This is a genomic window from Streptomyces sp. NRRL S-495 (genome assembly GCF_000966955.1).
Taxonomy (GTDB): domain Bacteria; phylum Actinomycetota; class Actinomycetes; order Streptomycetales; family Streptomycetaceae; genus Kitasatospora; species Kitasatospora purpeofusca.
Genome location: NZ_JZWY01000751.1, coordinates 1 through 12,090 on the forward strand (window position 1 = coordinate 1; position 12,090 = coordinate 12,090).

13 protein-coding genes and 1 pseudogene are annotated in these 12,090 nt (G+C 70.4%); 8 read left to right on the plus strand and 6 right to left on the minus strand.

What is annotated here, in order from left to right:
• The first annotated feature begins 174 nt into the window (after positions 1–174).
• The 7 genes from VR45_RS32580 to VR45_RS32615 all read left to right on the plus strand — a co-directional run bounded on the left by VR45_RS32580 (position 175) and on the right by VR45_RS32615 (position 4,235).
• Complete coding sequence (locus VR45_RS32580; protein WP_045943491.1) at positions 175–435, plus strand: hypothetical protein; 261 nt, start codon at positions 175–177, stop codon at positions 433–435.
• A complete protein-coding gene (locus tag VR45_RS32585; protein WP_045943492.1) occupies positions 410–940 on the plus strand; it encodes a DUF6879 family protein in 531 nt (176 codons plus the stop codon). Before VR45_RS32580 ends, VR45_RS32585 begins: the two co-directional genes overlap by 26 nt.
• Positions 941–967: 27 nt before the next feature.
• Positions 968–1,816: a helix-turn-helix transcriptional regulator gene (locus VR45_RS32590; protein WP_045943493.1), complete on the plus strand. Its 849-nt coding sequence runs from the start codon at positions 968–970 to the stop codon at positions 1,814–1,816.
• 220 nt (positions 1,817–2,036) lie between these two features.
• The gene (locus VR45_RS32595) at positions 2,037–2,273 is read left to right on the plus strand and encodes a DUF397 domain-containing protein (RefSeq protein ID WP_045943494.1); all 237 of its coding nucleotides are present in this window, start codon (positions 2,037–2,039) and stop codon (positions 2,271–2,273) included.
• 83 nt (positions 2,274–2,356) lie between these two features.
• Positions 2,357–2,830, plus strand: coding sequence for a hypothetical protein (locus VR45_RS32600; protein WP_045943495.1), 474 nt, complete (start codon positions 2,357–2,359; stop codon positions 2,828–2,830).
• A 10-nt stretch (positions 2,831–2,840) separates the two neighbouring features.
• Positions 2,841–3,728: a cupin domain-containing protein gene (locus VR45_RS32605; protein WP_052709548.1), complete on the plus strand. Its 888-nt coding sequence runs from the start codon at positions 2,841–2,843 to the stop codon at positions 3,726–3,728.
• Positions 3,729–4,028: 300 nt separating this feature from the next.
• Complete coding sequence (locus tag VR45_RS32615; RefSeq protein WP_045943497.1) at positions 4,029–4,235, plus strand: hypothetical protein; 207 nt, start codon at positions 4,029–4,031, stop codon at positions 4,233–4,235.
• 320 nt (positions 4,236–4,555) lie between these two features.
• On the opposite strand, the gene VR45_RS32620 is transcribed toward VR45_RS32615, so the two are convergent.
• Positions 4,556–5,071: a DUF6879 family protein gene (locus VR45_RS32620; RefSeq protein ID WP_045943498.1), complete on the minus strand. Its 516-nt coding sequence runs from the start codon at positions 5,069–5,071 to the stop codon at positions 4,556–4,558.
• Positions 5,046–5,279: pseudogene (locus tag VR45_RS49335) on the minus strand (hypothetical protein); the annotation flags it as partial. The gene VR45_RS32620 and the pseudogene VR45_RS49335, both read right to left, overlap by 26 nt.
• A 191-nt stretch (positions 5,280–5,470) precedes the next feature.
• Between VR45_RS49335 and VR45_RS32625 the strand changes: the two are divergent.
• Entirely contained in the window at positions 5,471–6,682 is a 1,212-nt protein-coding gene (locus VR45_RS32625) for a S8 family peptidase (RefSeq protein WP_045943499.1), read from the plus strand.
• A gap of 139 nt (positions 6,683–6,821) precedes the next feature.
• Here VR45_RS32625 and VR45_RS32630 read toward each other — a convergent pair whose 3' ends face one another.
• The 4 genes from VR45_RS32630 to VR45_RS32645 form a co-directional block, all read right to left on the minus strand.
• On the minus strand, positions 6,822–7,532 hold the full coding sequence (locus tag VR45_RS32630) for a serine hydrolase (protein WP_107084343.1): 711 nt from the start codon (positions 7,530–7,532) through the stop codon (positions 6,822–6,824).
• A 428-nt stretch (positions 7,533–7,960) separates the two neighbouring features.
• On the minus strand, positions 7,961–8,911 hold the full coding sequence (locus VR45_RS47390; protein ID WP_045943501.1) for a hypothetical protein: 951 nt from the start codon (positions 8,909–8,911) through the stop codon (positions 7,961–7,963).
• Positions 8,908–9,429 (minus strand): SigE family RNA polymerase sigma factor, encoded by a 522-nt coding sequence (locus tag VR45_RS32640; RefSeq protein WP_045943502.1) that lies wholly within the window; start codon positions 9,427–9,429, stop codon positions 8,908–8,910. The genes VR45_RS47390 and VR45_RS32640 overlap by 4 nt, the downstream gene beginning before the upstream one ends.
• 218 nt (positions 9,430–9,647) lie before the next feature.
• Positions 9,648–11,543: a CocE/NonD family hydrolase gene (locus VR45_RS32645; protein WP_052709549.1), complete on the minus strand. Its 1,896-nt coding sequence runs from the start codon at positions 11,541–11,543 to the stop codon at positions 9,648–9,650.
• Positions 11,544–12,090 lie beyond the last annotated feature (547 nt).

Sequence of the window (12,090 nt, forward strand, 5' to 3'; positions counted from 1 at the left end):
AGTAGCTACCGGCGGGCTGCGTCTCCAGGCACGGGTCCCTGTTTCGAGGACTCTGCCAGTCGCTCGGATCGATCCCAACTTCACGTTGTCCAGTGAACTTGACGGAGCATCAGTAGAGCGAGACGGTTGTGCAAGCATGTAGAAGAAGCAGTCCTCAACCAACGGGAGAATGTCATGCCGTTGCGGTTCAAGGGCATCGACCCCAGTACGGGTGGCGGAGGCTCGCCTACCGTGTGGGTCGACGAGGAGTCGCGGGAGATCGTGATCCAGGGCTGGGACGTGGAGGGCGAAAGGCTTTCGGAGATCCGCGATACTGAGTGGGTGCCGGGCCACTCGGTCGGCATCCCCGCCGGCGAGTCCGTGGTTCGCCTGCCGGCGCGCATGGCGGCGATTCTGAGGGAGGCGTGCGATGACGCAGAGCGAGCCGGTTCCTGACTTCGCGGCCCTGCTGGGGAAGGCTCGGCGGAGCGCCGTCCACTTGGAGATGCGCGACCTGTACGCGGTCGGCGACGAGTCCGGCATTATCGCGGACTTCAAGCGCACCGGGCAGGCCGATCTGAATCCGAACGACCCCTACTGGGCGGACTGGTTGGGGATCGTTCGCGAAGCCGTCGCTCGCGGTGTCGTGCTCCGCCGGGCCCGGATCGTCTCCGAGCCGGTCACCGACTACATCAGGTGGGAGCACGCGGTCACCCCGCTCAACCTGGGCGCCGGTGAATCGGTGCGGTGGTTGCCCCGGCGCCTGGCCTCGGACATCGCGCTGCCGGGCAACGACCTGTGGCTGATCGATGAGCAGTTGATCATGTTCCACTGGTTCACCGGGGACGGTGCCTGGGCCGGCCACGCGTTCGACGAGAACCCTGCGACGGTGAAGATGGTCTCGGCCGCGTTCGAGACCGTCTGGGATCGAGCCACCCCCCACGACCAGTACGTCGTCTGACCACCTGCCGCACTGGACAGCAATCGCATGCCCACACTCCCGTCCTCCAACGCCCAGGCCGCCCGTGAGGCGGTCGCTGCCCGACTGCGGGAACTGATGTTGGACGCGGGACTGAAAGGGCAGGACGTTGCTGCCCGGTGCGGCTGGCATGCCTCCAAGACCTCGCGGATTCTCCGGGGCACCACACCGCCGTCCGCCGACGACATCAGAGCGTGGTGTGTCGCCTGTGGCGCCGAGGACCAGGCCGCCGACCTGATCGCGGCCTCGCGTGCCGTCGAATCGATGTACGTGGAATGGCGCAGGCTGCACAAGGAAGGACTGCGCAGGGTTCAGGAGGACTTCTACGCCCTTCACCAACAGGCTCGCGTCTGCCGTGTGTACGTCTCCAATGTGATCCCCGGATTTCTTCAGACCCCGGCCTATGCGACAGCGCTCCTTTCCGCCATCACGCGCTTTCAGGGCACTCCGAACGACGTTCCCGAAGCTGTGGTTGCGCGGGTCGCACGGTCCCGCTTCCTCTACGAGGGCAACCACCGGTTCGTGGTGCTGATGGAGGAGGCCGTCCTGCGGAACCGTCTCGGCGATGCGGAGACCATGGCCGGCCAGCTTCGGCACCTCCTGACGGTCATGCCCCTTGCCTCGCTCTCTCTCGGGATCATTCCTCTGGGAGCCGAGCGGTCCGTGTGGCCGCTGGAGGCCTTCTACCTCTACGACGACCGGCGCACTGTCGTGGAGACACTGACCGCCGAGATCCAGATCACGCAACCCCGGGAGATCAGGGACTACGCCCGGGCGTTCGGGGAACTGGCGCACTCGGCGGTCCACGGTGACGCAGTACGCGCGAGGATCGACGAGGCGTTGACCGCCCTCGGGTGAATCTGCGCAATTTCGTAGAAGCCGATGGTGCCAGAAGGCCCCTGCTTCGTACCTTTGAAGGGCCGTCACGAAAGTCGACTGATCGATAATCGCACCTCGGGGCGAGTCTGGGATCTCGAAGCACGGTCATTGCTGCAATCCCGGCGATCCGCTGACGACGTGGCTGATCGTCCCTTCCGGCCGACCCGGCCGGCGAAGCCCGACAGCAAGGGGAGTACTGATGTCCAACCTCTACGAGATGTCCATCGAGGGGGCCCGGTTCCACCGCCAGTGCGGCGGCAACCTCGAAAGCGAGACCGAGACCTGCGTCGACCTGGCCGCCATCCCCGGGGCGGCCGACGCCTTCGTCCTCCGCGACACCAAGCCGGAGGGCAGCGGCCACGAACTCCGGTTCGACGCGGCCGAGCTGGACGCGTTCGCCCGCGCCTGGGTGAGGTCCCGGGAGCTGGCGGTCTGACGGTCTGGTCCGACCACCCCTGAACCACGAAGGTGCCTGCTCCAACCGGAATTTGGAGCAGGCACCCTCCTCGGAGGATACCCGTGGGATTCATCGGCCACTGGCACGGCTACGGCCCCTGGATCGGTTCCAACGCGCAGTACAGCACGGAGTACCTGCGCCGACCGACTCCGCTCGATCCTGGGTGGATCAAGACTCTCAGGGCGCCTGATCCTCAGGCCTTCAGCCCGTTCGAACGCCGCTCCGTTCCACCGATGCAGACCGGTCACCACCTGCTTCGCAAGCCACCCGACCTGGCCAGCAGGACCTGGCAGGACCCGAGTCCGGCGGTTGACTGGCTCATCCGGATCTATCAGCAGTACCCGCCGGTCCAACGTAGAGACGGTGGCGCGGTCGACTGCGGTCCGGCCGCCAAGGCGAGCCAGGCCCGCGCGGATCTCGGCCACGGAACCGACGTCGTGTGGTGCTACTACGTCCCAGGCGATCGGATGATCAACTTCGCGGTGGTTGCCTGCCCCAGCCGCCACCTACCTGACATCCCGTGCCCGCAAGGGTGAAGGAGGCAACATGTCCCTGGCCGTTCTGCTCGGGCCGGCAGCAGACTCCCTGCTCGCGAGCTGCCCCACCGAGCCCCAGGTCTACCGCCGCAGCCGATCCGAGCTCGATGAGCAGATCACGCTCGGGCTCATGGACACGTACATCGACCATGGACTGTCGATCCCCTCGTACACCGCCGCGGTGAAGGACGGGCGCGCCGTTCACCCTGGTCGGTTCTCGAAGAACGGGGAGATGCTCCCCGGCCGGCTGCGCGCGCTCTTCGACGACGGGCACACCATCAACTTGCGCCACGTCCAGCGGACCGTGCCGTACCTCGCCGAGGTGTGCCGTGCGATCCGGGAGGAGACCGGTTACTCGCTGTATGTATCCGCGATCCTCACGCCTGCCGCACAGCGGGGCCTACGACACCATTGGGACCCGTTCACCGCCGTCGTCACCCAGATGCACGGCCGCAAGGTATGGCCGATCTGGCCACCCGAGGTGGAGCTGCCGATCGATGACTACCTGGACTCGCCAGTGATGTGGACGGCAGAGATGCAGGAGCGATGGGACAGCTCCGAGCCGTACGCCGAGTTCGATCTCGGACCTGGTGACACGCTGGTCCTCCCTCGGGGATGGGTGCACAGTCCGCACAACACCGAAGGGGAGGAGACCAGTTTCCATCTGACCTTTGCCCTGCGCGAGCGCACGGTCCTGGACCTGGCCGAAGGGTTGGTGGCCGCTGCGCTTCCGAGGCCGGAGTTCCGGGCCGGGATCGCGCCCAACAGTCTGAGGCAGGAAACTCTCGCCGAGACCCTTCAGGACGTCCGCCAACTGCTGGTTTCCTACCTCACCGATTCAGACACATCCGCTTCCGCCGATGTGCTCCACGCAAGCCTGATCGGCAAACTCGCCTAGAAACTCGCGGCGTTCCTCCTCGCCGTGGGGAGGAACGCCGTTGTGTTCTCCGAACCGTCCGCCGAATCGACCTTCCGTTCAAACGGGAACTGATCCCCGGGCGCGCCGTGGGAGAGCCTCAGTGCCCATGGGCTCGCCTGGCCCGTCCCGTCCGCTCGGTAGGCCGCCCGGCGGAACGCCACCTGGTTCGGTGTCGAACCGCCGCTTGTTCAGCGCGGTTTCGGCCGCTTCCGGTGCTAGCTTCCAGCTGCCGCGCCCGGTCGGGGCGGCGCTCTCGGCCACCATGCGAAGGAGCAGGCCATGACCCGGATCAGCGAGGCTGACGCGGAGCTCAAGAAGTCGTTGGCGCTGGAGGGCGACGCGGGGGTGAAGATCTGGCGCGTCAGCACCCAGCCGAACGCGGAGCTCGCCGCGCACTTCCTCAACATCAACCCGCCCCAGGGCGCGGGCGAGGCGTCCATCGCCCCCCGGCCCGACGGACAGTTCGACGTCTTCTACCTGAGTTAGGCCCCAGCTCTCGGCGTCGACCGGTGCCGCGGCGTGCCTTCGGGGCCGCCGCGGCACCGGCGTGCGGGGAGGCCTCGCACTGGCGAACACCCCGTCCGCTGGTGGCCGTGGGACGCGCGGAAGCCCCGGATCGAGGTCCGGGGCTTCCGCCAACTGACGTCGGACCGGCCTCCGACTTGCTCCCTGGCCCGGTCCGCTGGAGTCGTCGCCACTGCACGTGGGCGTCGGCGGACCGGACAGCCCAGGCGGCCCGCGAGGGCTTCGCGGGCCGCCTGAACGCCGGGAGAGGGATGCACGGGCACGGAGGGAGCCGGCCTTCGTCAGATCTCGTACAGGTGATGCGGGACCGCTCGCTCCCAGACCGCCTCGAACGCGGTGGCGCACAGCTTCACGGCTTCCGGGTCCGAGGTGATCTCGTCCTCGACCACCGCGCCGTCGCCGGAGAAGTGGTGGACCCGGAGCAGCGCTCCGTCGAACAGCCAGAAGTCGTTTCCCGGCAGCGGGATGCTCGTGGCCCGCCGCCGAGGCAGCCAGCGGACCTCCTCGCCGGCCGTGACGTTCGCGTGGGTGACGTAGTGCTCCCACCGGATGTACTCGGAAACGGGCTCGGAGACGATCCGAGCCCGACGGACGGCCACGCCGCGGGCCACGGCGTCGGTGATCAACTGGTCATAGGGATGCCACCAGGACTCCCTGACCTCCCAGGAGATCCGGTCACCGCGCCGCCATGCCTCGAACCGTTCGGTAGGGGCATAGGAGTCCCGCAGCTCCAGATGGACGGCGGACCGCTCGCACTGTCCGAGGAGATCGGCGAAGTCGGGCACGCTCGACGGCATCGCAGGCCTCCCTGATCATGGGCACCATCCGGGCCGGAAGCCTGACGATGGCCTCGCCGTCGGGTACCGAACCGTTCGCGGGGCTGGTCGCCTCGCACGCCGACCGAGTCTCGGGGTGCGGCGTCCATCCTTGCAACAGGATCTCCTCGGCCGCCAGGTCCACCCGGACGGTGGGGCCGATGTACGTGGAACGGCGCAGGCTGCACAAGGAAGGACGCGCCCGGGCGTTCGGCGTACTGGGGCGCTCTGCGGCCCACGGTGACGCAGTACGCGCGAGGACCGAGCTCCTCCGGCGCGCCGCGCTAAAGGAACCTACGCAGGCGGACGAAGCATCAGGTGACCGTCATGCGCGGGGCTGTCCCTGCCCCGGGGCGGTCCCTTTTCATGAACGGAGATCTGATGCGACTGTCCGCGCGCTGCGCGTCCGCCGCTCTCATCCTTCTCATTCCGCTGGTCGCCTCGCAGGGTGCGGCAGCCGACGGCCCGTCCGGGCGGGCGGTTCCGGCCCCCCTGCACAGGGTGGCTTCGGCTGTGCCCGGCGAGTACATCGTCACAGTGGACAAGGGCCTGGACCCGGCCCGGGTGGCGGCCAGGGTCGGGGGCGTCGAGCCGCTGCACACCTACCGGCACGCCCTGAACGGGTTCTCCGCCCGCCTGGACGCCGCCCAGCTGGAGCAGGTGCGGGCCCTGCCGGGAGTGGAGGCCGTGGAGGAGAACGGCGTCGTGAGCGCGCCGGACGCCACCGCGACGCCCGCCTCCAAGCACCGGGAGGCGGCCACCAGCTGGGGCCTGGACCGCATCGACCAGCAGACGTGGGACCCGGTCAACGGCAAGGGCGACGGGGAGTTCAACGTCAAGGGTGACGGTGCCGGTGTGACCGCCTACCTGATCGGCACCGGCATCGAGTACGGCCACGACGAGTTCGAGGGCCGCGCGACCCTCGGCACCGACACCATCGGCGACGGCAAGGAAGGGGCCGACTGCCAGGGCCAGGGCACCCACGTCGCCGGCACCGTCGGCGGCAAGACCTACGGCATCGCCCGCAAGGCGAACCTGGTGAGCGTGCGCGTCCTGGGCTGCGACGGCACAGGCACCTTCGAGCAGCTGATCGCCGGCATCGACTGGGTCACCGCCAACGCCAAGAAGCCCGCCATCGCCAACCTCTCCCTCGGCGGGGACAGGAACGACGTGCTGGACAAGGCCGCCACCGCGCTCTCCGACTCGGGCGTCCTGCCCGTCGTCGCCGGCGGCAACAGCTCCAAGGACGCCTGCTTCATCTCCCCCGCCGCCGCCCAACGTGTCCTCACCGTCGGCGCCTCCAACAAGTGGGACGAGGAGAGCAGCTTCAGCAACTTCGGCCCCTGCCTGTCCATCTACGCGCCCGGCGAAGGCATCACCTCCGCCAAGCTCGGCGGCGGCAGCGCCACCCTGGACGGCTCCTCCTTCAGCGCCCCGCACGTCACCGGCACCGCCGCCCTCTACCTCGCCGCCCATCCGGACGCCACTCCCTCCGACATCAACGAGTGGCTCGACACCGAATCCACCAAGGACGCCCTGACCAAGGTCACCAAGTCCAGCCCCAACGCGCTGCTGTACACCGGCGGCCTCTGACCTGCCCTGCCGCACAGCCGCCGCCCCGCCGAGCCCACAAGGCCGGCGGGGCGGTCCCGCGTCAGGACCCGGACCGCACACGGCCCCCGGAACCCGGTACGGTCACCGGTCGCAGCGTCACCGTCCGGGCCGGAGGCGTTCAGGGCGTGCGCACCAGTGCCTCGACCGCGGCTGCCGCGGCCCGTTCGATGAGTGCGACGCCGGTCTCCCGGGTGGGCTGACCGTCGGTGAGGACGACGACGAGCAGTGTGTGTCCCGCGCGTTCGACGATGCCCACGCTGTTGACGACCCACAGCTGCGGCGTCCCGTCCGGGAGCCAGCCGTTCTTGAGCACGGGCGGCTCGCCGGGCGCTCCGGCCGCGCCGACGCCCCAGTTCTGTTCGTCGGTGACGGTGCTCATGAGGTCCCGCAGGTAAGACCGGGATGCGGCGTTCAAGGGGGAGTCCTGCGTGAACACGGCCTTCAGGAGCGAGATCTGGTCCCGGGCCGTGGTCCGGGTCAGTCCCCAGGGTCCCGTTTGGCCGGCGTGCGCCGGGCTGAGTCCGAGCCGGGCGTTGGCCGCGTCCAGACCTGGGCGCCTGCCTATCTCGACCCAGAGTTTCTGCGCCGCGTCGTTGTCGCTGACGCGGATCATGTCGGCGGCCGACTGTCGTTGGGCGGAGCTGAGTCGGGCGCCGCGGTCCTGCGTCTGCAGCAGCAGGGCGGCCAGGATGTTGACCTTGATGATGCTCGCGGAGGTGAAGGTCTCGGCGGACGAACCGTAGGCGGCCGAGCGGCCCGAGGTGAGGTCCTCGACGGCGAGGGCGTACCGGCCGCGGTGCACGCCGAGCCCGTCGAGCGCGAGGCGCACGGCCTGTTCCGGCGTTGTCGTGCCCGGGGTGGCGGGTGCCGGCCCGGAGAACGTGCCTGGTGCTGACGGGGTCGACGGCGCTGACGGGGTTGACGGGTTCGACGGCGCTGACAGGGTCGATGGGGCTGAGGTGGGCAGTGGGCCGGCAGAGGCGCTCCCGGCGGGCCCCGGGGCCGGGATCAGGACGTGGGCCACCATGGCGGCGCCCACGAGTACGGGTATGACGAAGGCTGTCCGATGCTTCATGCGGGCACTCGCTTTCCGACGTCCGGGCATGCGGACATCGCCTGTCGGCCGATCAGGGCGCGCAGGGGTGGTCCGTGGGGCAGGGGTGGTCCGTGGGTTGCCGTGGGTTTCCGCGGGTTTCCGGACCCGCCGCCGTGCGGGCTCGGTCCGGTGTCGTCCGCCTCAGTGGCGGTCGGTGCGGCTCACTTGCCGCAGGATCCGGCGATCTTCGGTGTCTCGTCGATCTCGATCGGGAAGCTCTGGGGGCCGCCGAGGTTCACGGTCCATCCGTGGGTGAGAGTTCCGGACGAGGGGTTGTCGGCGAGCCAGAAAGGGGGAGTGGTGGAGGAGCAGGTGCCGGCGGTCGGGCCCTGGTCGGATCGGAGCTGCGCGGTCACGAACAGCCTCCCGAGCCTCGCCACGGCCGTGGAGTCACCGGACTTGGTGGCCGCCACCAGCCCGCCGTAGAAGCCGGAGACCGTGGGGTCGCCCCCCTTGCTGTCTCCGACGACCGTTCGGCAGGTCAGGTCGGTCACCTTCCCCGTGGCCCCGTCGAAGCTCAGGGCAGGGGCCCGGTCGAGCCGTTCGACCCCCTGGTACAGCAGGACCTCGCCCGACGCCAGCACGCCGTCGACCGGGGCGCCGCAGGTCACACCGCGGGAGTCGGTGCCCCAGATCCGTTGGTACGTGGACTCGTTGGCGAACAGTGCTGCCACCTCCGCCGGATCCACCTCGGCGCGGGTGGCCGGGTTCTGGTAGCGCAGGGCGGCGAGGAACAGGGCGTTCGTCGTCCGGGACGGCGCGGCCGGGGAGGCCGGTTTCGAAGCCGAAGCCGAAGCCGATGCCGAAGCCGATGCCGAAGCCGTGGGCGAAGGCGAGGGCGGCTCGCTGGGCGGGGGCGAAGAGGGAATCTCGGCGCTCGATGCGGTCGAGCCCTGTACGGGCAGCGAGACGCGGCCATGATCCGCTCGGGACAGGAAGCCGGCGCCCAGGGCCACGATCGCCACGGCCGCCGCCGCCCCCGCCTGCAGGCGCCGGCGGCGCTGCCGCACCGACCCGATGAGGCCGTCGACGTCGTAGCTGCCCGGCGGTTCCTGCCGTGAGCGGTCGAGCATGGCCGCGGCCAGCTCCTTCTCCAGGTCGTAGTCCTTCATGCCGCTCCTCCCGAACGTGCGTGCACTGCCTGGGTGTCGACGGTCGACCGGAGTTTCGACAGGCCCCGGGCCACCTGGGAGCGGACCGTGGCGGTCGAGATGTTCAGCAAGTGGCCGATCTCCGCGTCGTCGAGATCCTCGAAGTACCGCAGCACCAGTACGGTGCGCATGCCGATCGGCAGGGACTGCAGCTCGCGCATCAACTCGTCGCGGACCACGAGACCTTTGTACGGATCGACGTGCCCGTCCCCGACACCGTCGGCCAGGGGCACTTCCGCATGTCCGCGCAGTTTGCGCCAGCGGTCGTTGGCGAGGTTCACCAGGATCCGGCGCGCATAGGCCTCCGGTGCGTCGGCGGAGCGGACCCGGCGCCAGTTCCGACAGACCTGCTCCAGTGTGGACTGCACCAGGTCGTCGGCCACATGACGCTCGCCGGTGAGCAGCAGTGCGGTCCTGAAGAGGGCCGACGACCGTGCATGCACGAAGGCCGTGAAGGCGGGGATGTCAGCGCTTCGCATGGCCACCCGGCTCGTGTGTGTTGAGCATCTTCGCCCCTCCCGAAGCCCCCTTGGCTCCCCCCGCTCAACCTGACGGCGCCCGGCTCGCGACTGCTGCACGCGATCTTCGGTCGTGATCGAAGCGTTACATTCGGCGGCAAGCTTCGCGGGCGGACTGGCGGCCGAACGGGCCGCCGGCGCGGAAGGCGCCGACGGCCCGAGGCCGGGTGCGGTGCGGCTCAGCCGACCACCGGCAAGTCGACGTAGGAGGGCCGGACGGTGCCGTGGCCGATCGTGTAGGCGGCCTTGCCGTCGGCGGGCCGCAGTTCGAACGAGTCGGCGTTGGCGGCGGCGACGGTGAGCCGGATCCGGTCACCGGCCTTGAAGAGGACCGAGGTCGGCTGGAGGTCGAGGGTGACCCGCTGGGGCGTGCCCTGCGGGAACGGGGTGGAGTCGGCGGCCGCGAAGGTGCGCGGGGTGCGCAGCCGGCGCCAGTCGGGGTTGCTCCACCGGGAGGCCACGGCCCGGTCGGCGAGGGCGAGTTGGCCCTCGGTGATGTAGGTGACGCGGCCGTCCGGGGCGACGTCCTCCAGGTAGACGTGCAACGCGCCGTCGCTCGCGCCGCTGACGCCCGTCACGTCGAGGGTCACCCGGCCGAGGCCGGTCACCCTGGTGTCCTGCTGGACGGGCGGGCTGGTGTAGCTGAGCAGGCCGCGGTCGACGGCGGCCCGGTCGGGGTAACTGACCGGGTCGCCGCTGAGGTTGGTGTTCCAGCGGTCGAGCGGGCCGGTGCCGGCGGTGGGATCGAGGGTCAGCGGGTCGGTGTCGGGTCGACCGGGGACCGGTGGCTGCGGCCTCCGGCTGAGGGTGTTGCCGTCGGCGAGGTAGAGCCGCCGGTTCGCCGTCCCGGGGACCGGCCAGCGGTCGGTGGTCCGCCAGGTGCCCTCGTTGAGGGTGTAGTAGTGCACGAGCCGCTCGCCGTCGGGGCGTTCGCCGTGCTTGACGTAGCGGTCGAAGAACGCGACCGTGCGCTCGCCGATCTCCCGGCGTTCGGCTCCGGTGAGCGGGCGGCTGGGCAGGAACGGGTCGGCGAGGTACCCCTGGCCGTGGTTCCAGGGGCCGATCCAGCTCTCCTGGGTGTTCGACAGGCCGGTGAACTGGGACAGCACACCGTTGGGCGTACCGGCGTCCAGCCAGCCGGCGTCGGTCAGGACCGGGACGCCGCCCGCCTCGATGGCGCGGCTCCGGGGTGCCACGCTGGTGACCTCCCAGCCCTGCGGGCCGTCGGTGTAGTCCCGGTGCACGCCGTTGCGGGCGAGTTCGACGAGGTTGGCGTTCCCGGCGTGCTCGGCGCGCGCGGCGGCGCGCAGCGCGGGCCCGTCCGGACCGTCGACCGGCTTCGGCGCGGCGCCGGTCAGCCCGTACTCCTCGCAGAGCCGCCGGGTCTCCTCGCTGGTCGCGCAGGTGGTGCCGCCGGCCTGGTCGAGGATCCGCAGCAGCCCGCCGTAGACGGCGACCCGCGGTTCGATCAGCAGGCCGCCGGGGCGGATCAGGTCCTCGTAGGGGTCGAAGTCGTAGGAGTTCGGCGCGGCGGCGGTGATGTGGTGGTTGCGCAGGCCGAGGGCGAGCATCGCGGTGTCGCCGCCGTAGGAGACGCCGGTGGTCCCGACCCGGCCGTTGGACCACGGCTGGGCGGCGATCCAGTCGCCGAGCGCGCCGCTGTCCTTGATCAGGGTGGCGCCGAGTTCGGCTTCGAGCGTGCCGAACGAGGCGCCGGTGCCGCGCAGATCGGTCACGACGTAGGCGTAGCCGCGGTCGTTCCAGCCGCTCGCCGTTCCGGCCCGGGGGTCGTTCTCGGGCCCGCCGGGGTGCTCCCGGGAGCGCCAGTACCGTTCCGTCTCCAGGACGGTCGGCAGCCGTCGGCCGGGGGTGGCGCCGGCCGGCAGCCAGACGTCGACGGCGATCCGGACGCCGTCCGGCATCGCGACGTACAGCGAGCGCAGCCGCGGCAGTCCGGCGGCTGCGGAGGCCGGTCCGGGAGCGGCCGCGGCGGCCGGGGCGATCGCGCAGGTGAGCGCGGCGACCGCCGCCAGCAGTGCGGTCAGCGGCCGGCGCGCGAATCGGGGTGGTGGCACGGGGGGTCCTCCTTCTGGTGGCGACGTGCCGGGATCCCCGTTCCGCGCGGAGACGGCGTTCCGGAACGTCGGGCGTCAGTGTGCCGGAGCCGGATCATCCGCCAACGTGCGCACTGCGCAAGGGACTTGATGCTCATCGGTGAACGTCCGGAGCTCCCGAAGTGTTGCTGCGGGAGCGGGACGGACCTGCCGCTCCGGGCCGGAGGGCGCCGGGCGGGGCGGCCGACCGCCCGGCCCGTGGCCGGTGTTGGGCGCCGCACGCCGAATCCTCGCAACGCCGGTCGGCAGGGCGACATCCCATGCTTATGGGGGGTGAATCGGCCCATTAGGGGTACCCCGAACCCCTCGCCTACGGGGTCGGTCGTCCACGCGGACGGTTTGCGCGCCGATGGGCGGTCGGCCGGAACTCCGGGGCCCTGCGGCCCGTCGACCTGCGCGGGGACGGGGGGCGAGGACAACGGACCTCAGGAGATCTGCATGACACGGCAACGGGCGCTTCGGCGCGGGGTCGGCGTGGCGGCGGTGGCGTCGGCACTGGTGGTGGGGA